Origin of the sequence: Pedobacter sp. B4-66 (genome assembly GCF_018492665.1) — a bacterium.
Taxonomy (GTDB): domain Bacteria; phylum Bacteroidota; class Bacteroidia; order Sphingobacteriales; family Sphingobacteriaceae; genus Pedobacter.
In genome coordinates this window covers 922,013-946,572 of sequence record NZ_JAFVME010000001.1, presented here as the reverse complement: position 1 = coordinate 946,572, position 24,560 = coordinate 922,013, and the positions used below count along the sequence as shown (strand labels likewise).

At 37.9% G+C, this 24,560-nt stretch carries 25 protein-coding genes; 14 read left to right on the top strand and 11 right to left on the bottom strand.

Annotated elements, in window-relative coordinates; all coding sequences use genetic code 11:
* Window positions 1-4: 4 nt before the first annotated feature.
* Together J1905_RS03865 and J1905_RS03860 are read right to left on the bottom strand one after the other, a co-directional pair.
* Window positions 5-2,320, bottom strand: a complete 2,316-nt coding sequence (locus J1905_RS03865) for a M1 family metallopeptidase (RefSeq protein WP_214225900.1) — start codon at window positions 2,318-2,320, stop codon at window positions 5-7.
* Window positions 2,321-2,324: 4 nt separating this feature from the next.
* Window positions 2,325-2,912 (bottom strand): HupE/UreJ family protein, encoded by a 588-nt coding sequence (locus J1905_RS03860; protein WP_214225899.1) that lies wholly within the window; start codon window positions 2,910-2,912, stop codon window positions 2,325-2,327.
* Window positions 2,913-2,982: 70 nt separating this feature from the next.
* Between J1905_RS03860 and J1905_RS03855 the strand changes: the two genes are divergently transcribed.
* The gene (locus tag J1905_RS03855) at window positions 2,983-3,459 is read left to right on the top strand and encodes a DUF6702 family protein (protein WP_214225898.1); all 477 of its coding nucleotides are present in this window, start codon (window positions 2,983-2,985) and stop codon (window positions 3,457-3,459) included.
* A gap of 80 nt (window positions 3,460-3,539) precedes the next feature.
* Here the strand turns inward: J1905_RS03855 and J1905_RS03850 are convergent, their stop codons facing one another.
* Entirely contained in the window at window positions 3,540-4,583 is a 1,044-nt protein-coding gene (locus tag J1905_RS03850) for a hypothetical protein (RefSeq protein ID WP_214225897.1), read from the bottom strand.
* A 210-nt stretch (window positions 4,584-4,793) separates the two neighbouring features.
* Here J1905_RS03850 and J1905_RS03845 point away from each other — a divergent pair, with 210 nt between their 5' ends.
* The 6 genes from J1905_RS03845 (at window position 4,794) to J1905_RS03820 (ending at window position 11,854) form a co-directional block, all read left to right on the top strand.
* Window positions 4,794-6,887 carry a TonB-dependent receptor plug domain-containing protein gene (locus J1905_RS03845; protein ID WP_250317982.1) on the top strand — a complete coding sequence of 698 codons (2,094 nt, stop codon included), beginning with the start codon at window positions 4,794-4,796 and terminating at the stop codon, window positions 6,885-6,887.
* A 30-nt stretch (window positions 6,888-6,917) separates the two neighbouring features.
* The gene (locus J1905_RS03840; protein ID WP_214225896.1) at window positions 6,918-8,000 is read left to right on the top strand and encodes an HmuY family protein; all 1,083 of its coding nucleotides are present in this window, start codon (window positions 6,918-6,920) and stop codon (window positions 7,998-8,000) included.
* 71 nt (window positions 8,001-8,071) lie between these two features.
* Window positions 8,072-8,941 carry a heme/hemin ABC transporter substrate-binding protein gene (locus tag J1905_RS03835; RefSeq protein ID WP_250317981.1) on the top strand — a complete coding sequence of 290 codons (870 nt, stop codon included), beginning with the start codon at window positions 8,072-8,074 and terminating at the stop codon, window positions 8,939-8,941.
* Window positions 8,942-8,948: 7 nt separating this feature from the next.
* On the top strand, window positions 8,949-9,995 hold the full coding sequence (locus J1905_RS03830) for a FecCD family ABC transporter permease (RefSeq protein WP_350027963.1): 1,047 nt from the start codon (window positions 8,949-8,951) through the stop codon (window positions 9,993-9,995).
* Window positions 9,996-10,778, top strand: coding sequence for a heme ABC transporter ATP-binding protein (locus J1905_RS03825; RefSeq protein WP_214225895.1), 783 nt, complete (start codon window positions 9,996-9,998; stop codon window positions 10,776-10,778).
* Between the two features lie 47 nt (window positions 10,779-10,825).
* Window positions 10,826-11,854 carry a hemin-degrading factor gene (locus J1905_RS03820; RefSeq protein ID WP_214225894.1) on the top strand — a complete coding sequence of 343 codons (1,029 nt, stop codon included), beginning with the start codon at window positions 10,826-10,828 and terminating at the stop codon, window positions 11,852-11,854.
* Window positions 11,855-11,947: 93 nt separating this feature from the next.
* Here J1905_RS03820 and J1905_RS03815 read toward each other — a convergent pair whose 3' ends face one another.
* The 3 genes from J1905_RS03815 to J1905_RS03805 are packed head-to-tail and all read right to left on the bottom strand — an operon-like array spanning window position 11,948 to window position 14,325.
* Window positions 11,948-12,832, bottom strand: coding sequence for an RsmD family RNA methyltransferase (locus tag J1905_RS03815; protein WP_108203271.1), 885 nt, complete (start codon window positions 12,830-12,832; stop codon window positions 11,948-11,950).
* 9 nt (window positions 12,833-12,841) lie between these two features.
* Entirely contained in the window at window positions 12,842-13,594 is a 753-nt protein-coding gene (locus J1905_RS03810; RefSeq protein ID WP_214225893.1) for an ABC transporter ATP-binding protein, read from the bottom strand.
* A complete protein-coding gene (locus J1905_RS03805) occupies window positions 13,591-14,325 on the bottom strand; it encodes an MlaE family ABC transporter permease (RefSeq protein ID WP_068890118.1) in 735 nt (244 codons plus the stop codon). Before J1905_RS03805 ends, J1905_RS03810 begins: the two co-directional genes overlap by 4 nt.
* Before the next feature lie 159 nt (window positions 14,326-14,484).
* On the opposite strand from J1905_RS03805, the gene J1905_RS03800 reads away from it, so the two are divergent.
* From J1905_RS03800 to J1905_RS03775, 6 genes are read left to right on the top strand one after another with little or no spacing between them, the layout of a single operon-like run.
* Window positions 14,485-15,174, top strand: a complete 690-nt coding sequence (locus tag J1905_RS03800) for an SDR family oxidoreductase (protein ID WP_214225892.1) — start codon at window positions 14,485-14,487, stop codon at window positions 15,172-15,174.
* A 20-nt stretch (window positions 15,175-15,194) separates the two neighbouring features.
* Window positions 15,195-15,896 carry a PspC domain-containing protein gene (locus J1905_RS03795; RefSeq protein WP_214225891.1) on the top strand — a complete coding sequence of 234 codons (702 nt, stop codon included), beginning with the start codon at window positions 15,195-15,197 and terminating at the stop codon, window positions 15,894-15,896.
* A gap of 1 nt (window position 15,897) precedes the next feature.
* Window positions 15,898-16,830, top strand: coding sequence for a toast rack family protein (locus tag J1905_RS03790; RefSeq protein ID WP_214225890.1), 933 nt, complete (start codon window positions 15,898-15,900; stop codon window positions 16,828-16,830).
* Window positions 16,831-16,871: 41 nt separating this feature from the next.
* Window positions 16,872-17,492 carry an RDD family protein gene (locus tag J1905_RS03785; protein ID WP_214225889.1) on the top strand — a complete coding sequence of 207 codons (621 nt, stop codon included), beginning with the start codon at window positions 16,872-16,874 and terminating at the stop codon, window positions 17,490-17,492.
* Between the two features lie 49 nt (window positions 17,493-17,541).
* Window positions 17,542-19,539, top strand: coding sequence for a (E)-4-hydroxy-3-methylbut-2-enyl-diphosphate synthase (ispG, locus tag J1905_RS03780; RefSeq protein WP_214225888.1), 1,998 nt, complete (start codon window positions 17,542-17,544; stop codon window positions 19,537-19,539).
* A 23-nt stretch (window positions 19,540-19,562) separates the two neighbouring features.
* Window positions 19,563-20,678, top strand: coding sequence for a Gfo/Idh/MocA family protein (locus tag J1905_RS03775; protein ID WP_214225887.1), 1,116 nt, complete (start codon window positions 19,563-19,565; stop codon window positions 20,676-20,678).
* 9 nt (window positions 20,679-20,687) lie between these two features.
* Here the strand turns inward: J1905_RS03775 and nudK are convergent, their stop codons facing one another.
* Window positions 20,688-21,272 (bottom strand): GDP-mannose pyrophosphatase NudK, encoded by a 585-nt coding sequence (gene nudK, locus J1905_RS03770; RefSeq protein ID WP_214225886.1) that lies wholly within the window; start codon window positions 21,270-21,272, stop codon window positions 20,688-20,690.
* Between the two features lie 51 nt (window positions 21,273-21,323).
* On the opposite strand from nudK, the gene J1905_RS03765 reads away from it, so the two are divergent.
* Window positions 21,324-22,079 carry a DeoR/GlpR family DNA-binding transcription regulator gene (locus J1905_RS03765; protein ID WP_214225885.1) on the top strand — a complete coding sequence of 252 codons (756 nt, stop codon included), beginning with the start codon at window positions 21,324-21,326 and terminating at the stop codon, window positions 22,077-22,079.
* Window position 22,080: 1 nt separating this feature from the next.
* Here J1905_RS03765 and arsB read toward each other — a convergent pair whose 3' ends face one another.
* Genes arsB through J1905_RS03745 form a run of 4 tightly spaced genes read right to left on the bottom strand, consistent with a single transcriptional unit; the run spans window position 22,081 to window position 24,525 of the window.
* Complete coding sequence (gene arsB, locus J1905_RS03760) at window positions 22,081-23,142, bottom strand: ACR3 family arsenite efflux transporter (protein WP_214225884.1); 1,062 nt, start codon at window positions 23,140-23,142, stop codon at window positions 22,081-22,083.
* Window positions 23,143-23,148: 6 nt separating this feature from the next.
* Window positions 23,149-23,562: an arsenate reductase ArsC gene (locus J1905_RS03755; protein ID WP_214225883.1), complete on the bottom strand. Its 414-nt coding sequence runs from the start codon at window positions 23,560-23,562 to the stop codon at window positions 23,149-23,151.
* An 8-nt stretch (window positions 23,563-23,570) separates the two neighbouring features.
* A complete protein-coding gene (locus tag J1905_RS03750) occupies window positions 23,571-24,140 on the bottom strand; it encodes a DUF6428 family protein (RefSeq protein ID WP_214225882.1) in 570 nt (189 codons plus the stop codon).
* A 55-nt stretch (window positions 24,141-24,195) separates the two neighbouring features.
* On the bottom strand, window positions 24,196-24,525 hold the full coding sequence (locus J1905_RS03745; protein WP_214225881.1) for an ArsR/SmtB family transcription factor: 330 nt from the start codon (window positions 24,523-24,525) through the stop codon (window positions 24,196-24,198).
* Window positions 24,526-24,560: the final 35 nt, after the last annotated feature.

Below are 24,560 nucleotides of genomic sequence, written 5' to 3'. Positions count from 1 at the left end.
TTAATTACTTCTGTTTTTTAGATTCCTGCATTGGATTTAATGTCGGCAGGTTTTGCTCCTTAAACAATTCAAATCTTGTAGCCTGGTTTTTTCTTGGCCATGAATTGTTGTTCTCATCAATATCAGCTGTTTCTCTGTTAGGATCCAATTGTACAGAAACAACTTCCTTATCCTTAGCAAAAACCTTGGTGATCTTGTTTTCGTTCTTTCTCCACACATAAGCAGGAATCCTGTCCGTTTCAGTGCTGCCATCTTTAAATGTCCATTCAATAATTAAAGGCATCACTAAACCGCCCAGATTAGAGAAATCAAGTTCATAAAAGTTCTTTTTGCTCTCATAGATTTTTTTCTCTTCAGCACCTAAAGATTTATAATAATCCTGGAATTGCTCATCAGCAGTTTGGCTAACCTCAAAGCGATCAAACTTATTGTAATAATCTTGCAAGCTGGTATCTTGTTCAATAGCGAACTTTACACCCTCAGCCTTATTACGTTCTCTGCTTAGGTATTTGTTGTCTTTATCATAAGCTTTCTTGTTCTCCGCATTTTCAGTAGCCTGTTTCATGCTGTTCATGCGATAGTAACGAACACTATTCAATGAAATATCTACCGGATCAGTACCAAAGAACCAACCTCTCCAAAACCAGTCAAGGTCTACTGCCGAAGCATCTTCCAATGTTCTGAACATGTCGGCAGGAGTAGGGTGTTTAAAAGCCCATCGTTTTGCGTATTCTTTAAAAGCATAATCAAAAAGCTCTCTGCCCATTATGGTTTCTCTTAAAATGTTTAGGGCTGTAGCAGGTTTAGCATAAGCATTAGGGCCAAAATTCATGATGTTCTCAGAATTAGTCATGATGGGCTCCAGTTGATCTTTAGGCATTTTCATGTAGTCAACAATCTTATGCGCCGGACCTCTTTGCGAAGGATAATTGTTATCCCATTCCTGTTCTGCCATAAACTGGCAAAATGTATTTAAACCCTCATCCATCCAGGTCCATTGTCTTTCGTCAGAGTTCACAATCATTGGAAAGAAATTATGGCCTACCTCGTGCATAATCACACTGATTACACCATATTTAAGCGATTCTGTATACGAACCATCTTTTTCTGCACGACCATGATTAAAGCAAATCATTGGATATTCCATAGCATTAGAAGCCTCAACTGATATGGCCACCGGATATGGATATGGAATAGTATGCTTAGAATATGATTTTAAAGTATGGGCAACAACCTTAGTAGAATACCTGCTGTAAATAGGGTAGGCCTCTGGACCATAATACGACATGGCCATCGTTTTTTTACCATCAATATAAGTAGCCATGGCATCCCAAACTAATCTTCTTGAAGATATCCAAGCGAAATCTCTTACATTTTCCGCCACATAAGTCCAGGTCTTTTTTGCAGTACTCTTCTTTGTCATAGCCGATTTTGCCTCGCCAAGATTTATAACTTCCAAAGGAGCTTTTGCTGTTTGTGCTTCGTTCCATCGCTTTAAACTAGTTGCACTTAAAACCTGTGGATAATTCTGACATTCGCCCGTTGCACCAACCACATGGTCGGCCGGAACAGTCATGTTCACCGTGTAATTTCCAAATACCAGTGCAAACTCACCTCTGCCTTCAAATTGCTTATTCTGCCATCCCTGAAAATCGGAGTAAACAGCCATGCGTGGAAACCATTGTGTGATGGTAAACAGGTAGTTGTCATCCTCAGGGAAATACTCATAACCACCTCTGCCGTGCACAATTTTACGGTCAGATATGTTATAATTCCAGGTTATCTTTAACTTATATTTTTCCTTAGGTTTAAGTACCGTAGGCAAGTCAATTCGCATCATGGTATTGTTAATTACATACGGAAGAGTAGTGCCTTTCTCGTCGGTAATTTTAATGATTTTGACACCAAGATCATCATTGCGACCAATGATATCAGAGAAATCATCCAATGTCATTTTCTCTTTTATTTTGCTGGTCTGCGTAAGCTTGTTATCACTAGTAGCTTTGTTCTGATTCTCATCAAGCTGCACCCATAAATAGCTTAAAGGATCGGGGGAGTTGTTGTAATAGGTGATTGTTTCAGAACCATTTAACTTAAGATTTTTTTCATCCAGTTCGGCATTGATCTCATAATCTGCCCTTTGTTGCCAGTAGGCTGGCCCCGGTGCGCCCGATGCAGAGCGATAGTAGTTTGGATCTGAAAGCATAGTGCCCAGCTGTTCAAATTTATTACCATGATTTGAACCCGGATTATTTAACGATTGTGCATATACACCGGCATTAAAAACTAATGCAGTAGCTAGAAGTAAAAGTTTCTTCATTTTGTTAGTTAAGGATTGCATGGACGCGCTCGGCGGCCATTACAAATGATATACCAAATATAGCGGATGAAAGGAAGAAATTCCAGTCCCAACGCTTAATTTTTATGATCGTAACCAGGATAAATGAAAGTAGGAGGACACCAAAAACAATCAACACCTGACCAAATTCTAAGCCTAAATTAAAGCCAAGTAATTCAACAACGATGCTACTGCTTTTGCCAAGCAAACTCTTCAGGTAATTAGAAAACCCCATACCGTGTATTAATCCGAAAAAAAGCGCTAAAGTGTATTTTAACCTAATGGCCTTAGGTTTAGGTTTTTTATTAAGGATATTGGATAATGCTGTTATCAGGATGGTAACAGGAATTAAAAACTCAATAAGCGCAGAATTCACATGCACAACATTTAACACACTTAAGGCTAAAGTAATGCTATGGCCAACGGTAAATGCGGTAACCAAAATTAGTACTCTTTTCCAGTCGGAGATGGTATAAATACCACAAAGAGCAAGTAAGAAAAGTATATGATCGTAGCCCTGCCAATCTAAAATATGGTACCAGCCAAGATCAAAATAGAGTTTGAAATCCTGCATTATATTTTAAAGTTGTAATTTTGGATACAGAATAGCAAGAAATATTCTATTTTATATCTACCTATACAAAATGTTACAACTTATTTTATTTTTTTGGTTAAATATATTTCATCCGTTTTACGTTAGCGTAACTGAGGTAGATTATAGTCCAAAAACAAAAACTGTACAGGTAAGTGTGCGTATATTTTTTGATGATTTAGAAAGCGCACTTGATAAACGTTACAAAACTAGCATCAATATCTTGAAACCTAAAGATCGTAAGCAAGTAGATGGATTGATCTCTGATTATGTTAAGAACCACTTACAGATTAAGGCCAATAACAAATTGCTTAGCCTAAAGTATTTAGGATATCAGATTGAAGAAGATGCTGCATGGTGTTATTTTGAAAGTGAAAAAGTAGAAAGTATACAGAAGCTAGATGTTCAAAACGACATACTCTTTGAACAGCATGATTCTCAGGTTAATATGATTCATGCAACAGTAAATGGGAAGAGAAAAAGCACCAAACTTGATAACCCTGAAAGGTTAGTGGAGTTTTCTTATTAACATCATAGCTTATTGAGTAGGTAGCATAAAAAAAGAGGACATCTTTAAAATGCCCTCTTTTAGTTAAATCTTTAAACCCATTACTGGTATTGAATATAAACTGGAACTGGTTTCAATTTCATCAATTCTTCAGGGGTCATTAAACGCTTAGGTTCTTTTTTCAAATCATTTTTATAGAACACTTTGAAACCTGTAAACTGAACTGGCTCAGAGAAAATAAAGTGACGGTAGGTTCCTTTTTTAAGTTCTGGCTCACCCCATCCATCCATGTGCATTACAATTTGAACTTCTGGACGAAGTTTAATGTTCTGAGCATTGGTAACCATCTTTTTTGTAAAACGGTGAACAACAAATACTTTTGGAGGCAAGTTATATTTCTTTACCAAGTTAGTTAAATACTGAGAAACATGGTTGATATCAGCAGCATCATAAGTTCCTATTCTCTTGCCAGGTAACGAACCATCTTTCATAGAGAATTCTGGATCTATACCTAAATGCACAAATGGCAATTGTAAGTATTTCTCAATATGAGGTAACTCAGCTTTAATGTTACTAAGTGCAACCTGTAAATCTAAAAACACGATGGTATTAGGACGCATTTTAGCGATTTTCAATACAGAGTCAATCTGTGAGTTAGCCATACGGTTAATGTATTTGCCATCTCTACCCGGAGTACCACTTGCTACAGCAGCAATGTAGTGCAAACCTGGTTGTACTGGAGTAGAAGGGTCAACTTTTTCCCAATGTTTAACTTCGGCATCTAATCTTTTCCACATCTCTTTCGGAGCATATTCTCCAAGAGCACCCATTTTTTTAGAGTGTAAGTTTCCATAATAAACAACAATACGTTTAAATGGAAGTATTGCACCCGCTAGTGGATATGGTTGTTTTTTAACCGGCCATTTACCTGTGGTATCGCCATTAGCTAATTTTGCCATAATTGAATCATACTTCGCAGTATCAATAGGTCCGCGCAAATCTTCTTTTGTTTCAGACGCTGTCGAATCTCCAGGGGCAGTTTTTGTTTGGCCATTGGCCTTTTTAACGTCCGAGGTGCAGCTTATAAACACACCAACTGAAGCCATTCCGACTAAAAGCATCCCTGCTAGATGAGATAATTTCATTTTTTATACTTGTTTTTTATGGTAAGATAAGATGTTAATGTTGGGTAACATTTTACATTATTAAACTTTTACAAGTATACCACTATCAGTAGTAATAAAAAAGCTGGTTATCAGGGTTAATTAAAATTTTTCTATTTATTGTTTGGAATTAGTCTAAATAAGTTCTTATACTTGCGGTGTTATTTAAAATTATTCTAAATAGATCGTTTAATGAGAATTGGTTTACTATTAATGGCTGTATTTTTTATCGTTTCAACAACACTGGCGCAAGAGAAAGGCGCGGGCAGAGAGTTGAAAAGAGATACAACAGCTAATTGCCTAAAGGAAGTTGTGGTTACAGGCGAATATCAACCTCAATCATTAAGAAATTCAGTTTACAGAACTCGTATCATTAATTCAGAACGTATTCGTTTACGTGCAGCAACAAATGTTCAACAGGTATTAAATACAGAATTGGGCTTTAGGTTTTCTAATGATATGACACTTGGAACAAGTGATGTGATGTTAATGGGGATGTCGGGTAGAAATGTTAAAATCCTTTTAGATGGTGTGCCGATGATAGACAGGGGCGATACCAGAGAAAGTTTAAATCAGATTGACATCAACTCGATTGAACGTATAGAGATAGTTGAAGGGCCGCTTTCAGTTTCTTATGGTACGGATGCACTTGCAGGGGTAATCAATATCATTACAAAAAGAGCAGCTAAAGAGACACTAAGCATTAATGCAAGGGTCCAAGAGGAAACGGTAGGGGATGAATATTCACCTTTCAGCAAAAAAGGATCTCATCTGCAAAATGTAGGAGCAAGCTGGCAGAGTAATGGCTGGAGTGTTCTTGGTGGGGTAACACATAACGATTTTAACGGTTTTAACAGTGCACCTGCTTTGGCTACTTCAGCACAGATTGCAGCTGATATCAACAGGTGGAAGCCTAAAGAGCAATGGTTGGGGAATGGTCGTCTGGGTTATAATAGTGATAAGTTAAATGTTTGGTACCGAATGGATTATGCTGATGAGACTATTTTGAGCAAGGGCGGCTATAACCCAAACATTTTTAAAGCAGTTAATCAAAAATACATTACCAACAGGTATACACAGCAATTACAGGGCGATTACAAGCTAACTGATAAATTACAGCTTAGCGGAATATTGGGCTACTCTAATTTAAAACGTACAACCAAAAGCGTGCTGCACGATTATTCTACAGGAAAAGAAGAACTATCTGGTGGCGCTGGCGAGCAGGATGTATCCAAATTTCAATCTACATCCATCCGTGCAACAGCTCAGTATAGATTTTCGGATCAGTTGTCTTTTCAACCTGGTATAGAGGTTAATCTGGACGGTTCAAGCGGGGCAAGAATTAAAGGAGACCCTTCAATTAATGATTATGCTTTCTTTATCTCTTCCGAATGGAAGGTTACAGATGGCATAACGATAAGACCAGGAGCTCGTTTTATTAAGAATTCGGTTTACGATGCACCTCCGGTAATTCCATCACTAAATACAAAGTTCAGGTTAAATAATGATTTCGATTTACGTTTAGGCTACGCAAGTGGCTTCCGTTCACCAGCTTTGCGTGAGTTGTACTATGATTTCTTTGATGCCAGCCATTCTATTTTAGGAAATGAGAACCTGAAGGCAGAACAGTCGCATAGTTTTATCGGATCCTTAACTTTTACCAGATCGGGTAATGAAAACGCTGATTTCCGCTCGGTTGTAAGTGGCTTTTATAATACTTTCAGAAATAGAATAGACTTCGGTCTTTCTGCAAGCGACCCTACAATTACTACCCTTATAAATGTTTCTCGCTACAAAACAACCGGAGGAACTTTTGAAAACACTTTAACGCTTAATGATTTGCAGATTTCCCTGGGGCTTTCTTACATAGGTATTAACAATCGCTTTGTTGCCAATGCACCAAAGCCAGGGGAGTCTGATGAATTTGCATGGACACCAGAGGTGAATAGCAACATCGCTTATACATTTTCTAAGATCGGTACCACTGTAAATCTAGCCTATAAGTTTTCGGGAAGAAGACCTTTTTATCAGCTAAATACAGTCGGTGGAGTTGATCAGGTTAGTCTTGAAAGAACAGGTTCTTACAGCACCGCTGATCTGATGATCAATAAAAAAATATTTAAATCACTTAATCTGAATGCAGGAATTAAAAACCTGTTCGATGTAACCACCATTAGCAGCACATCAGTTTCAACGGGTTCGGCACACTCAACAGGTGGCCCGGTTCCTTTGAATTACGGACGCTCTTATGTGGTAGGATTAAGCTATAACTGGAACAAAAATTAGATTATTAATTATTATAACAAGCATAAAATCATGAACAAATTTACTCAACTCGTTGCCTTATTGTGTTTTACCACAGCCTTTACTTCTTGTAGTAAAGATGAAAATCCACTAGTAGAGGTTCCGGTTTCGGACGGCACAACACTAACATTAAATGGCATAGCAGGTGCTGAAGCAGGGAGTAGTGCTGCTAACAGTGTTTATATAGACTTAAGTGGTGCACAGCAAACTGCAGTGCTTCGAAACAGCTGGGCTTTAGGTTTTTATTCGGGCAATGAATTTAAAGTTGTTTTGAATGGAGCTTCGGGAGCTTCGGCAAAGAAATTAGATAAAACAGATTTAAACGCGGTAACTGAGGCAGATTTTAAAGTATCTGATTTAACCATCGCTCTTGGGGCAACAGGTCCTGATGCTGAGATTGAGTTTAAGAAATTTGATGATCCAAGAGAAGCTAATATTTTGAATAAGACTGCAATTGAAACTGTTTCTTCTACAGATTCTGAAAATAAAGTATATCTGGTAAGTCCAATTGGTGGTAGCCATAGTGCAGTAATAAGCGCTGAGACTGTTTACAAAGTAAGAGTTTTGCGCAAAGCAAATGGCTATACTTTGCAATATGCTAAGCTAAAGGAAACTACTTTTAAATCTATTGACATTGTTAAAGATGCCAATTCAAACTATAACTTTTTCTCTCTTACAGATGGTAAATCGGTAAGTGTTGAGCCAGCAAAGGCGAATTGGGATCTTGTATGGAGCTGGACCATGTATTATGGTACAAACCAGGACGGTATTTTCCCTTACAGCTTTTCTGATATAGTTTTCAGCAATAGCCTTAATGGTGTTCAGGTAGCTCAGGTTCAAACTTCGGTAGTAAGTTATGCGAATTTTTCTGAGTCGAACCTTAGCACTGTAACATTTAATGCAAAAAGAGATGCAATTGGCGATAAATGGAGAAATACAACCGGTACTGCGATAGGTGTAAAAACCGATTCGTTTTACATTGTAAAAGATGGTGCCGGCAATGTATATAAATTGAAATTTAACAGTTTTCATGCAAGTGATGGCGGAGTTCGTGGTAAGCCTGTAGTAGAATATAAACTAGTTAAAAAAGGATAAACGTTTGGTTTAGTTTGGTTAGATGAGGATGCTTTCTGCCCCCAGAAAGCTCCTCTTTTTAAACACTGATTATGAAAAAAATAGTAATGCTGGCGATGGCCGCTGCCATGTTTAGTGCATGCAGAAACACTAGTGAAAACAATACAGCAAGACAATTGCCTGATAGTGTGAAAATAGTTTCTTTAAATGGTACGGTAAGCGAAATTGTTGCCGGACTAGGTTTAGAAAAAAACATAGTAGGTACGGATATAACAAGTAGCTATCCGGAAAGCTTAAAAAGCAAGCCTAAGGTTGGTCATAACAGCAAGATCAATGTCGAAGGTGTTTTGTCTTTACAACCTAACATCGTTGTAGGGATTGAAAAAGAAGTATCTCCGCAACTTGCAGCTCAGTTTAAAACTGCCGGAATTAAGCTTTTGTTATTTAAACAGGATTTCTCTGTAGATGGTGCTAAAAACTTAATCCGTTCTGTTGGCGATAGTTTATTGCAACAGGCTAAAGCAGATTCTTTAATTAAAGTATTTGACTCAGAAGTAGCATCAGCTCAAAAACAAATTACCAATACTAAAAAAGCCAAAGTACTATTTATTTATGCCCGCGGTACAGGAACAATGATGGTTGGTGGTTTAGGTACACAGGTAGATAAGGTAATTCAGTTGGCAGGTGCAGAAAATGCAGTAACCGGGTTTTCTGAATACAAACCGTTAACCTCCGAGGCATTGGTTAAAGCCAATCCTGATGTAATCTTATTGTTTGATGATGGTTTGCAAAGTTTAGGTGGTGCACAAGGATTGGAAACGGTTCAGGGTATTGCACAAACAAACGCTGGTAAAAACAAGAAGTTCATTACCATGGATGGTGCTTTGCTTACCAGTTTCGGTTTGCGTTTAGGAAAGGCAATAACAGAATTATCAGGCAAAATTAACGAGGCAGTTAAATAGCAACAGGGTGATTAAAAAAACAGGATATATTATTGTGCTGCTTGCCGTGGTGCTGATTGTAACGATGGTGGTTTCTTCCTGTATTGGCGCTGTAGATATCAGTTTTTCTGAACTGTTATCTATCATAAGCTACCATACTAGGTTGTCAGATCATCAGGGTTTTACATCGCAACAAGCATCCGTATTTTTTAATCTTCGTTTGCCAAGAGTATTATTGGGTGGGCTTATTGGTGCGGCCTTGGGTGTTTCGGGTGCCGCTATTCAAGGCTTATTCCGTAACCCACTTGCAGAACCTGGTTTAATAGGTATATCATCGGGTGCTACATTGTTTGCAGTAATAATGATTGTACTTGAGATTAGCATTTTTAAAAACCTTACAGGTACATTAAGTTTTTACGCTTTATCAATTGCAGCATTTATTGGTGCAGGAATTACCACAATGATTGTTTATCGCATTGCGATGAAGAATGGTAAAACTGTTATAACAACTTTATTACTGGCCGGATTGGCAATTAATGCGTTGGCAAACTCGTTTATTGGGTTAATGACTTACATGGCCACCGATGCACAATTACGAAACATTACCTTTTGGAATCTTGGAAGTTTAGGCGGGGCCAGCTGGCAAACGGTGAGCGCATTATTGCCCTTTGTTTTAATCCCGATTGTTACACTTCCTTTTTTCGCGAAATCTTTAAACGCATTGGCGCTTGGAGAACCGCAGGCTTTGCATATGGGGGTAAATGTTAAAGTGGTTAAACGGATGATCATTATTCTTGCTACGATGGCTGTCGGTGCTTCTGTTGCTATGGCCGGAATAATTGGGTTTATCGGTTTAATTATTCCTCATATTATAAGGATGACATTTACTGCCGATCATAGACTTGTAATTCCTGGATCGGCATTACTTGGTGCTGCTTTATTAACCGGAGCCGACCTTATTGCCAGAACAATAGTTGCTCCTGCAGAACTTCCGATAGGGATCTTAACTGCAATGATTGGTGTGCCTGTGTTTATATATATAATTATCTCAGAGAAAAATAAAAACAACCTATAGATGATCCGAGTAGAAGATTTAACATACAAAGTTGGGAATAGAAAACTGGTAGATGGGCTGAGCTTTGAGGCTCGCTCTGGAGAAATGCTTGCCATACTGGGTGCCAATGGTGCCGGTAAAAGTACTTTGATGAAATTGCTTTGCAGAGAAATGAGGCCATCTTCAGGCAAGGTTTTTATTAAGGGAAAAGAGTTGATGAATTACAGGCTTGAAGATCTGGCAAAGACAAGAGCGGTGCTTTCTCAACACAATACTATTTCTGTTTCTTTTGTTGTTGATGAATTGGTGATGATGGGGCGTTATCCACATTTTGATCAGAAACCTGCTGCCAATGATTTTTCAGTAGTAAGGAGAGTCATGCAAGATACAGGGATAAGTCATTTGTCGGGCCGCGATTACAATACGCTTTCAGGTGGTGAGCAGCAACGGGTTCAATTGGCAAGGGTTATTGCACAGGTTTATGATAGTCCGAACGCTTGTTTGTTATTGGATGAGCCAACAAATGGTTTGGATATTCAGTTTCAGCAACAGATTATGGTATTGGCACGTAAGCTTGCAGATAGGGGGTATTGCGTTATCTGTATTTTACACGACATCAATTATGCTTCGCGCTTTGCGGATAGGATATTGATGCTTAAAAATGGTAAAAAGGTTGCCGAGGGAATGCCTATTGAGGTTATCAATTGTGATAATATACATGAGACTTTTAGTATCAAAGTAAAACTTATGGCATGTGAAGATTACAATTGCCCGCTGGTTATACCGGCTACTAGTGTGAGTTAAAAGGTAATAATATTTAAAATAGAACGAATTAATTAAAACAATATAAAATGGAAAAGATATTAGATTTAAAAAGCCAATGGGAAGCATTTAAAACAGAAAACCCAAAAGTACGTATCAGAGATGCGGCAAAACAATTGGGTACTAGCGAAGCTGAATTAATTGCAACAACTGTAAATTCAACTGCTATCCGCTTGCAGGATCAGTTCCAGGAAATATTAAAACAAGTTGAAAGTTTAGGCTATGTAATGGCTTTGACCCGTAATGACTTTTGTGTTCATGAGCGTAAAGGAATCTATAAAAAAGTATCCTTTAATGGAATGATGGGGTTGGCAGTAAATCCTGATATCGATTTAAGGTTATTTATGAATGCATGGAAATCGGCCTTTGCTGTTGATGAGAACAGCCGTAAAAGTTTGCAGTTTTTTGGTAAGGATGGTGAGGCTATTCACAAAATCTACCTAACAGATACAAGTGATGTTGATGCCTATGAAGCATTAGTTAAAAAATATACTGCAGAAGATCAGACTGGTGCATTAGAGATAATTACTGAGAAGGCTGCGCCTGTAGAAAAACCAGATGAAGAAGTTGATGCAGAATCATTTAAGAAAGAATGGTTGGCATTAAAGGATACGCACGATTTCCATGGTTTGTTAAGAAATTATGGATTAAGTCGTACCCAAGGTTTGCGTTTGGCACCCGAAGGTCATGCCATACAAATCACAACCGACTCGTTGAAAGCTATTTTAACCAAAGCTTCTGAAACAGATTTGGAGATCATGGTTTTCACTTCAAGCGCAGGATGTATCCAGATTCATACCGGTTTAGTAAAGAAACTTGTTCAAACTGGTCCGTGGTTTAATGTGTTAGACCCTGAATTTAACATGCACCTTCGTGAAGATGGTATTGCTAATGTATGGCTGGTTAAAAAACCAACAAGTGATGGTATTGTAACCAGTATTGAGGTATTTGATAAAGCTGGAAATATCATAGTTCAGTTCTTTGGAAAACGTAAGCCTGGTATTCCTGAAAATGAAAACTGGAGAATGATAGCAAATGAATTAGCTGTAATTGCATAAACAGCGAAAGAAACTTAAGCAGTAAGGTGTTACTGGGTTTAAGTGTGTTTAGAGACGCCGGTTTAGGTCCCGGCGTCTTTTTTATTTTAGCGTTTATTTAAACGTGTTGAATTTACCAAAAACTCCTAATGGCAATTTAATACCAGAAGTAGCCTGTAAATACAATTCTCCAGTTTCAAGGTTTCTTACTTGTGGAAACGAAGTTTTAATTAAGTTCTCTACAATAACTGAAGAGAAACCTAAAGAGTAGGTATTTAAGATTAGGAAGTGTTCTTCCTCATCTAGTAACTGCACTACATCCTGCATCATTTCCTGAATATGATCTTCCAGTTTCCATTTCTCTCCGTTTGGTCCATGGCCAAAAGCAGGAGGATCTAAGATAATACCGTTATACTTTTTACCGCGTTTAAGCTCTCTTTTTACAAACTTTAAAGCATCCTCAACTACCCAACGTACATCTTTAAGTTTAGAAAGCTCCTGGTTTTCATTAGCCCAGTTTACTACTTGTTTAATAGAATCAACGTGAGTTGTATCTGCTCCGGCCGCTTTTGCAATTAGCGAAGCAGCACCGGTATAGGCAAACAAGTTTAATACTTTAGGACTTGGAGTCTTAAATTTCTTTATTGACGAAGAGATATAATCCCAGTTTACCGCTTGCTCAGGGAAAACACCAACATGTTTAAATGAGGTTAATCCCAAACGTAGGTTAATGGTTACATCATCGTTTTTATACTCAACATTCCAGCGGTCAGGTAAATGAGCAGAGTTCTTAACCCATTCTCCAGAGGTAGCTGAACGACCTTTAAATCTGATGTGGGTTTGTTTTTTCCAGTCATTTTCAGACAAGGTTTTTTTCCAAACGGCTTGAGGCTCTGGTCTGGATAATACCAGATTACCAAAGCGTTCTAATTTTTCAAAATCACCACAATCGATCAGCTCATAATCTTTCCAATGCGTGGGTGTTAGCAGGCTTATCATAATTATATATTAAAACTTTCCTTTTGCAGCCTTCATAAAGCGGCTTGCAAAAACGAAATCATTTAGTTCTTGAATTTCAGTATGGGCGATCTCTTTATTAGATCCTTCCCAGAATTTCTTGCCTTCGTGCAAGAAAAGAATATAGTCGCCGATACCCATAACAGAGTTCATATCGTGGGTAACAACTATTGTTGTTGTATTGTATTCCTCAGTAAGTTCCTTAATCAACTCATCAATTACGATAGAAGTTTTCGGGTCAAGACCAGAGTTGGGTTCATCAACAAACAAATACTTTGGATTCATGGCAATAGCGCGGGCAATACCCACACGTTTTTTCATACCACCCGAAAGCTCAGCAGGGAAAAGTTTGTTTTTCCCTTCAAGGTTTACGCGTTCCAAACAGAAATTTACGCGATCCAGCTTTTCTTTATGATCCTGTTCGGTAAACATATTTAAAGGGAACATAATGTTCTCTTCAACAGTCATTGAATCAAATAACGCAGAACCCTGGAAAAGCATACCGATCTCTTTTCTGATCTCTATCTTTTCTTCGAAGTTCATGGAAGTAAACTCACGACCATCATATTCTACACTTCCTTGTTCAGGGTGGTGCAGGCCAATCATACATTTAAGTAATGTGGTTTTACCGGAACCGGAACCCCCAATGATCAGGTTGGTCACACCAGCTTCAAACTTACCTGAAATTCCCTGTAGTACTTTGTTGCTGCCAAATGATTTGTGTATGTCCTTAATCTCGATCATAATAATAACTGGGTTACAATGTAATCACATGCCAATATAGTAATACAACTCACAACAACAGCTCTCGTACTTGCCTGCGCTACTTCAAGTGCACCGCCTTTTACATAAAAACCTTCGTATGCAGGAACAGACGTGATGATAAAACCAAACACAAAGGCCTTTACAAGGGCAACAACAATGGTATAAGGATTAAAATCGGTAGTGATACCTTGAATATATTCAGCAGGAGTAACAGCGCCAGATAAAGTGCCACCAATGTATCCACCGGTAATGCTTAAGAACATCGACATGATTACCAATAAAGGAACCATGGTAATACCTGCTATAATTTTTGGTAGGATAAGATAACCGGGAGAGTTGATTCCCATGATCTCTAGTGCATCAATCTGTTCACTTACACGCATTGTGCCAATTTCAGATGAAATTGCAGAACCAATTTTACCAGCCAAAACAATAGCCGTAATGGTAGGACTAAGCTCTAGAATACTTGAATCTCTGTTTACAGAACCAATAATGGTTTTAGGAATAAAATCACTAACCAACTGGAAGGCAATCTGTAATGTCATTACTGCTCCTATAAAAGTAGAAATAATGGCGATTAGCCCAAGGGAGCCTACCCCTACAAAATCCATTTGTTTAAAGATGGCCTTCAAGTATATTTTAAACTTTTCGGGCTTTCTAAATACCGCTTTCAATAAAAGTAGGTACCTGCCAAAATTGGTGAAATTCATTCAATGAAAAATTAGCTAAAGTATTTGTGCAATATTCTTACAAAGAAACAATAAAAAGTTGAAATCGTACTAATCCCTTTTTCTAACCAATCTTTGCCTATTAATGTTTTGCCATGTGGTGGTTTTTTGTATTATTGTGTTAAATAAGATGTTTAAACAATGAAAGCAATTATTACCGGTGCTACTAAAGGGATTGGAAAGGCCATTGCAATAAAGCTGGCAGAGAATGGGTATGATTTAGCAGTGTGCTCAAGAAGTACGACCGAACTGGAGCGTTTTGCTGAAGAACTAAAGTATACCGGCGTTAAGGTATTTACTTATCAGGCTGATTGCAGTCTTAAAGATGAAGTGTATGCATTCTGCAATGCGGTAAAAAAAGAAATGTCTGAAGTTGATGTTTTAGTGAATAATGCTGGTATGTTTTTGCAGGGATCTATACTTGATGAGGCTGATGATCAGCTTGAAAAGCAACTAAATCTCAATCTTAATTCAGCTTATTACCTATCTAAGTTTTTTGGTAAAATGATGCGTACAAGGCAGTCAGGCCATATTTTTAACATATGTTCGGTAGCCAGTAAACAAAATGCAGAAAATGCAGGTAGCTATAGTGTAACTAAAGCGGCATTGCTAAGTCTTAATAGTGTATTTAGGGATGAATTATCAAAATACAACGTTAAGGTAACAGCTGTACTACCAGGTTCTACATTAACATCATCATGGGAGGGAACAGAAATCCCAGCTGATCGTTTTGTACAACCAGAGGATATTGCGAATACCATATACACCATTTTAAATTTAAGCAGTGGCGTAAATGTTGATGAGATAACTATAAAGCCGATACAGTTTTAAAATATAGGAGGAAATATATTATGGACAAGAGATTATTTAGAAATGAGCATGAGAAAGTAATTGCAGGTGTGTCATCTGGAATTGCAGAGTACATGGAGGTGGATGTGACGATAATCAGATTATTGTTCGTACTCTCAACCATCTTTTTGGTTGGAACAGGAATTTTGGTGTATATCATCATGTGGATTGTGGTACCTGTAAATAACGATCCGGCAAAAAGATTTTCAAAATTTAATGACTTTTATAAAGGGCCACAAAATAACCCTTTTAATTCACCAAATGCGTTCTCGCAACCTTTTCAAAACCCGGTTGAAACTCCAAACCCTGCGCAATCGCAAAGTTGGACTTCATCGACAGTAAATGAAGGCGGTTTTACTACTGAACAGAAACAACCTGAGTTTAAACCTTATCAGAAAAGTGATACGGGCCGAACAATAGGGGGACTATTTTTACTCGTAATAGGTATGTATTTTTTAATGAACGAGTTTAATATTATCCCTTTCTGGTTTAGCATTAGTAAGTTATGGCCATTGGTATTTGTTGCAATAGGGGTAAGCTTTATTCTTAAATCTAAAAGAAAAGATGCGTGGGAAGAGTGGAAAAGACAAAATACTGAGAATAGCCCAGCTGAACCGGTAAATCCTACACCTACAGATGTTCCTGAAAACCCAGCTACAGGCGAAAGTAAAATAGACGATAGATTCACCAAAAAAGATATTTAAGATGAAACTGGATAGAGTAATGTGGGGTATTGTACTGCTTTTTATAGGTGGGGTACTCCTTTTAGAGAACTTTCATATAATCGATTTTTACTGGCGTAATGTATGGCGTTTCTGGCCAATATTTTTAATCATTGCCGGTGTAAATATTCTTTTTAACAAGAACAAATCACAGGTAGGCGGAATGATATCTATTGGGATCCTTGTGATTACTTTAGGGGTTCTATTTTACAAAGGCAGACAAGCCCCGGAAGATAGAGTATGGTCGAATTCCCATATTGAAGAAGATGTAAATTTTGATAATAATGAATCTGAACATTTAAGCTTTTCACATCCTTTTACTGACTCTGCATCTACCAAAACTGTTTTGAATATCTCCGGTGGTGGAACATCTTTTGATCTTAAAGGTCCAACGGATAGCCTAATCACAGCTGATGTACAAAAAAGAGGAGGAACCTTTTCATTGCAAACAGAAAAAACTGATAGTGTAACTACGGTTAATTTTAAAATGAAAGGCAACTCTAAATGGAATATGGGTGATGGTGGAAATGATGTTGATATGAAATTAAATATCAAGCCTACCTGGGAAATTCATATGAGCATGGGTGCCGGAGAAGTAGATTTCGATCTTTCGGAATACAAAGTACGCGCTTTCAATTTTGATGGTGGTGCAGCAGCTTTGAATATTAAGATTGGAGATTTATTGCCTATAACAGATGTGAATGTGAAAACAGGTGTGGCAGATGTTAAAATTAAAATCCCGACAAATTCAGGATGCAGGATTAAAACGAAAACAGGACTTTCATCAAAAGACTTTACCGGATTTACTAAATTGGAGGATGGCACTTACGAAACTCCAAATTATAAGGCATCAGCAAAAAAGATATTTATCAATTTAGATGGAGGATTGAGTAGCTTTGAGGTAAATCGCTATTAACTGATTTGTCGCATTTAAAATGCGAGAAGCTAACTCTTAGAATGGAAATTAAGAATGAAATTGAATATACCGTTGTAATAAACGGGAAGCCGGAAGGCCCATATCAATTAGAACAATTAAAGTCACTAAATATCCGGCCTGAAACTTTTATCAGGAAGCCAGGGATGGATGATTATAAAGAAGCTCACGAGTTGCAAGAACTGCGTGAGCTTCTTGGTTTTACCTTTCAAAAGACCGCACCTCAATACTTTGCTTCCTTTGATCAGCGCTTACTTGCTTCAGTTATAGATTATTTTTTCTTAACACTTGCTTATGTGTTGCTGGTACTCCTCAGTTTCATCTTTATAGAAGAGAAAACTCAGCGGATAATGGTCGCCCTAGCGGGATTACCGCTTATCTCTATTGCTAAATTCATTTATAGTAGTATTGCTGAAGCGTCTGATAAGCAAGCTACTATCGGTAAGCGCTTGCTTAATATCAAGGTTACAGACCTTGGTGGAAATAGGATCAGTTTAAACAATGCTTATGGCCGAAATGCTGCTAAGATACTATCTGTAGCTCCATGCTTTTTTGGCTATTTATATAGCTTTCTGAATAAGAAACAACAATGTTTTCATGATTTGGCAGCTGATACATTGGTTATAAAAGACCGATTGATCTGACATTAGAGTTATAAACATAATCTTTATCTTTGTAGCACATTAGCAAGTCATGGAAAAAGTATTTGATCAGAGCACGTTACAGAAAGAGTTAAAAGGCGGGTATTGTAACAGTTTAACCCAGTATTCAAGGTTTCTAACCAGAGAGGTTAGTATCGGGGATATCCCTATGGGAGGATTAAATCCAATCCGTATCCAATCTATGACTACCACCGATACCATGGATACTTTAGGTACGGTTGAGCAAACCATTAGAATGGTAAACTCTGGTTGCGAGTACGTTCGTATTACTGCTCCAAGTATGAAGGAAGCAGATAATCTTGCTAATATTAAAAAAGAACTAAGGTTTCGTGGCTATAATGTGCCTTTGGTTGCCGATATCCACTTTACGCCAAATGCTGCTGAAGCTGCGGCCCGTATTGTTGAAAAAGTAAGGGTAAACCCGGGAAATTACGCAGATAAGAAACGCTTCGAAAATATTGAATATACTCAGCAAGCTTATCAGGCTGAGCTGGATCGCATATACAAGAAATTCACACCACTGGTAAAAATCTGTAAGGAATATGGAACGGCAATGCGCATTGGTACCAACCATGGCTCATTATCCGACCGTATCATGAGCCATTATGGCGATACACCGAGAGGGATGGTTGAGTCGGCAATGGAGTTTATCCGTATGTGCGAAGACCAGAATTATTACAATCTGGTAATCTCTATGAAAGCCAGTAATACGCAGATCATGGTTCAGGCATACCGTTTATTGGTAGAAACCATGGTAAAAGAGGGTATGAATTATCCTTTGCACCTTGGAGTAACTGAGGCAGGTGATGGAGAAGATGGTCGTATCAAATCGGCAGTAGGTATCGGAACATTATTGGAAGACGGACTAGGTGACACCATTAGAGTTTCCCTAACTGAAGATCCTGAATTTGAAGCTCCGGTTGCAAAAGCACTGGCTTTAAGGTATGAAACCCGAGCATTGTTATGTGAAGGAAATTCAAATATTGCTGGACAAACTGAAAGCATTACTGTTAAGGACCTTCCTTATAATCCTTATGAATACAATCGCAGACATACTGAACCTGAACAACATATTGGCGGTCACCATCATCCTGTAGTGATGGTTGATGTATCTAAAGAAAACTTAAAAGACCCTTACTTTTTAACATCAGTTGGTTATAAATATAGTGCTGGATTAGATAAATATAACATGGCCGATCAGGCTACTGATATGGTTTATCTTGGTGATGCATTGCCTTCATTCTCTTTTCCTGGGAATTTAAAGCAGATTTACAATTATCAGACCTGGTTAAATTTAAAGGATAAGAACAATTGCCATCCTTTACTTTCATTTGAAGAATATATTGCCGCTGATATTAAAGACGAATATTTAAACCTTGTTAGTATAAAAGCTGAGGAGGCTACTGATAAAGACCTTTCTAAGTTGCAAGCTAACGTTGTTGTGGTATTAGAAACAGCTGCTGCACATGGTATGGCTATCCAAAGAGAGTTCTTTGTATCCTTAATAAAGAATAATGTGCAAGTTCCTGTTATCATAAAAAGAGAATATCCAGGTGTTAATTCTGATGATCTGATGCTATTTGCAGCCACGGATCTAGGCGCTTTATTTACGGACGGACTTGGTGATGGTGTATGGATCAGTGCAGATGAAGCAATAAGTTTATCATTAATTAACACTACAAGTTTTGGTATTTTACAAGCTACTCGTACTCGTATTTCCAAAACTGAATATATTTCTTGTCCAAGCTGCGGACGTACACTATTCGATCTTCAGGAAACTACTCAACTTATCCGTTCACGTACCGATCATTTAAAAGGAATCAAAATAGGTATTATGGGTTGTATTGTAAACGGTCCCGGCGAAATGGCTGATGCCGATTATGGTTACGTAGGTACTGGCCCCGATAAAATCACCTTATATCGTGGAAAAGAGGTTGTAAAGAAAAATGTGAATTCTGCTCGTGCACTTGATGATCTGATTGAATTGATTAGAGAAGATGGTAATTGGGTAGAAGTAAAAAATGTGTAAATTGTGTTTTAAATAACACAATTATGGATTCACGTCGTGACTTTTTACAGAAAATAGGACTTTCTTCTATTGTTTTACCTTTTGTGCCACTTTCGGGCTGGGCAGAAAGCTTAATTAAACCTGAAACTTACGACGGGCCTGTGTTGCGCGTTGCCATTATGGGGTTAGGTGGTTATGGAAGTCGTGTAGCCGATGCTATGCAGTCTTGCGTAAAAGCTAAAGTGGTAGGTGTTATTAGTGGAACTCCTTCTAAAATTAAGAACTGGCAGGATAAGTATGCTATTCCAGAGAAGAACTGCTATAACTATCAGAATTTTGATCAGATTAAGGACAATCCCGATATTGATGCAGTTTATGTAATAACTCCCAACGCGCTGCATCACGATCAGGTAATTCGTGTTGCTAAAGCTGGAAAACATGTTATTTGTGAAAAACCAATGGCAATAAGTCCTAAAGAAGGACAAGAAATGATTGATGCTTGTAAAAAAGCGAATGTGAAATTGCTAGTTGGTTATAGAATGCATTTTGAACCCAAAACACTTGAGGTTATCAGAATGAGGAGTGCCGGTGAATTCGGGAAGGTTATGTTTTTTCAGGGTCAATGTGGCTTTAAAATAGGTGATCCAACCCAATGGCGATTGAATAAGCAACTTGCAGGTGGTGGTTCAATGATGGATATTGGTATTTATGCCATTAATGGCTCTAGGTACATGATAGGTGAAGAGCCGATGTGGGTAACAGCACAGGAAACTAAAACAAATCCTCAAATATTTAAGGAAGGGGTAGATGAAACTATTCAGTTCCAAATGGGGTTTCCTGGAGGGGCAGTAGCTTCTTACTTGTCGAGCTATAACATCAATTACCTTGATCGATTTTTCTTGTCAGGAGAAAAAGGTTTTGCGGAAATGCAACCTTCTACGGGCTATGGGCCAATAAAAGGGCGTACGCATAAAGGTGAGTTAACACAACCACATACTACCCATCAAACTGTACAAATGGAAGAAATGGCTGGCATTATTTTAGAAGGAAAAGAACCGATTGTGCCTGTAAATGGGGAAGAGGCATTAAAGGATCTAAAAATTATAGAAGCTATTTACCTTGCAGCTAAAACAGGTAAAAAGATTCCGCTAAAATTGTAAGCTCATTCATTAAGGAGCTGGCTCCATAATTTTTGAAAGTGCAAGATGTTGAAGTAACATGATCGTTTTTCCATCCTTAATCTCGCCTGTTGTGATCATTTGCATTGCGGTATTAAATGGTATTTTCAATACTTCAATATCTTCATCTTCTACGCCACCCCCTACATTTGTTTTCATATCTGTAGTGTATTCAGCAATAAAGAAATATAGTTTTTCAGTAACCGAACCTGGGCTCATGTAAACCTCAAATACTTTTTGAACAGAGGATAATACGTAGCCTGTTTCTTCCTCTGTTTCTCTGCGAATGGCTTCCTCTGGACTATTTTCATCAAGTAAACCCGCGCATGTTTCGATGAGCATTCCAGTAACATTGCCATTAACATAAGTAGGGAAGCGGAATTGTTTAATGAGAATAACTGTTTGCAAAAGCTTGTTATACAGTAGAATTGTAGCTCCGTTTCCACGATCGTAAGTTTCTCTGCTTAATGTTTCCTGTATCCCTTTTTTTGTCAAGAAATTGAATGTGGTTTTCTTTAGAACATACCAGTCATCTGATAAAATTTCTTCTTTAATAATATTTATAGTGTTATTCATGACTGATTGTGATTGGTAATGATTATTTTTGATCAAATGTAATTTATTAATATGAGTTTTCTGGAAAGAAAGAAAAAGATTTTAATGATACTTGATGAGTTTGATTCATTATCTGTAATGGAGATCTCTGAGAAATTATCAATATCTCCGGCAACAGTTAGAAGGGATTTGCAAGATCTTTCTGAAGAAGGTGTGTTGCAGCGAACACATGGAGGTGCAATGAAACTGGACAATCTGCCATTGGTTGCATTCAATAAAAAACAAACTGCCAACGTAGAGAGCAAGCAAGAAATAGGTAAAGTGGCAGCTGCGAATGTGGTAGATGGAGATACGATATTTATGGATTGTGGAAGTACAGTATTTGCAATGTGCGCCCATTTAAAGAAGCTTAGCAGACTAAAGATCATTACCAATTCTCTGCCAATAGTCGCTGAACTAGTAGATACGCCTGGCATTAGCATTAATCTGATTGGAGGTGAGCTGGATAAAGAACGTAGGGCTGTACATGGGGATATGGCAGTTCAGCACATCGATACCTATCATGCTACGAAGGCTTTTGTAGGGGTGGATGGTATATCCGTAAAAAATGGTTTAACAGCTCATAGTGAGAAGGAGTCTCAAATAACAAAGGCTTTTCTGAGGAATGCAGAGCGGGTTTATTTACTTACCGACTCTTCAAAGATTGGAAAAGATGCCTATGTTAAATTTGAGACACTAAAAGCAATAGACTTTTTAATTACTGATACTCAACTGGAACCTAACCTGAAAAAGGAAATTGAGGAGGAAGGGGTGAAGGTGTTGCAATAGTTTATGTGTAATACTTGTTCCTAAACCAAAAAGCAACATTTACCAATGCAATAAGAGCCGGGACCTCAACTAATGGCCCTATTACTCCTGTAAATGCTTGTCCGGAATTAATACCGAAAACTCCAATTGCGACAGCTATTGCCAGTTCAAAATTATTGCCCGTTGCAGTAAATGCAATCGCTGTATTTTTAGCATAATCAGCACCCAGATATTTGCCCATAAGAAAGCTAAAGATGAACATGATAACAAAATAGATAACTAATGGCATTGCTATTCGTAGTACATCCATAGGGATCTTTATGATCAGATCACCCTTTAAACTAAACATGATCACAATTGTGAATAACAATGCAATAAGTGTAATGGGGGAGATGAGCGGGACAAATTTGGTCTGAAACCAGATTTCCCCTTTTAGTTTTATTAATGCATAGCGGGTTATCAGACCCATTGCAAAAGGTATCCCGAGATAAATAGCTACGCTTTCGGCAATCTGTCCAATAGTGATATTAACTTCTAGTCCTTTTAATCCAAATAAAGGAGGCAAAACAGTGATAAAGATATAAGCGAATACGCTGTATAGTAAAACCTGGAAAATGCTGTTTAAGGCAATCAGACCAGCGGCATATTCTCTGTCACCTTCAGCAAGTTCATTCCATACAACCACCATCGCAATGCATCTGGCAAGGCCAATAAGGATTAAGCCCACCATGTATTCTGGATAATCGTGTAAAAAAACGATAGCTAAAATAAACATCAGGATCGGTCCTATAATCCAGTTTAATACCAAAGATAACGAGAGCACTTTAGTGTCTTTAAATACCCTACCCATGTTTTCATATTTAACTTTGGCCAGGGGAGGATACATCATGAGTATCAATCCGATGGCCAGCGGAATATTTGTAGTCCCGCTGGAAAATGAATTGATAAGGGTAGATGAAGATGGAAACAAATATCCTATTCCAATACCAACAGCCATAGCAAGGAATATCCATAAAGTTAAGTAGCGGTCGAGGAAGCTTAATTTTCTTCTTTCCGTTGCCGGGAAGCAATTCGTAGCGGACATTGATAATTAGATATTTGTTTTTATAAAATCTTGTGAGTACTGTTTGATTATCTCTCTTACAGTTCTGAATTGCACCTTGATTTCCTCGTCAGTTCCTATTGCTTTAGCCGGATCAGGGAAGTTGTAATGGAATTTCTGAGCTTTGGTCGGAAAGTAAGGACAACTTTCTTTAGCATTATCGCACACTGTGATCACGTAATCAAAATCAATATCCATGTACTCATTGATGTTGTTGGAGGTGTGTGATGAGATATCGATGCCATCTTCCTTCATGGTCTCGATGGCTTTCGGATTTACACCATGTGTTTCTATTCCGGCACTATAAATCTCTGCGTTGTTATTTGCAAAGTATCTTAAGTAGCCTTCAGCAATCTGGCTTCGGCAACTGTTGCCGGTACATAATACAAGTATCTTTTTCATATTTTTAATTAGCAGCAACCGCTACCTGGAGTGCAAGTGGCACCTTCAGCAGCAAAGTTTATCAATTGTATTTTTGGTTTTTCTTCTTTAGTAGCTGGAGTACAGCATTCTTCACCTGTTTCTGTTGTGCCACAACTTCCGCCTCTGTTGATGGCTTTGCATTGGGTAAAATCAGGACTTAGGTTGACAATAAAGTTTCCGTTATCTATGATAAATTCTCCTGGGTACATCTGACGGGTATCAAATTGAGAATTTCCGAATTCTATCTTTACTATTGCCAGTGGATTCAATGGTAAGCTTTTTTCGACAAGTTCAACAATAGAAAGCGCTTTTTTAACCTGCATTGCTCTTTCGCTATCTCTTACGGATGGTTCCCAAAGTTGAACTATAATTTCTGTCCATGTGTTCATAACACCCCCGCAATCCACAGATACAATGGGAGCTTGTTTAATTTCAGTGATATGATAAGAAGCATCAACCCACTTATCTTCTGCGTACTGAAATTGTAAAGTAAGCTCTGGGTTTTCCTTTAGCTTACTTTTAAATGTTTGCCAGTTGATTAATTCAGTTGTATTCATGATAATTTATTTAAATATTTAATTGTAATATTACGATTGATTGGTGCAAATTTTTTTAACAGCAGTTTGTCTTTAATTCATAGGTTGAAAAGAACCCGGATAGTTGTTGTTGAAGTTCATTCCATACTGTTGGATTGATGCAGTAACAGACACTCACGCCTTCAATTGTGCCCTGAATAATGCCTGCAGTTTTCAGTTCTTTTAAATGCTGAGAGATAGTGGCCTGTGCAAGCCCAAGTTCTTCAACTAAATCTCCACAGATGCAGGCATTGGTTTTAATAATTTGCTGCAAAATAGCAATGCGGGCAGGGTGGGCCATAGCTTTTAGCATCACCGCTAAGCGGTTTTGTTCTTCAGTAAATATTTCTGTTTTTGTAAGTCCCATAATTATGTATCGCAATATTACGATGTATTGAGTTC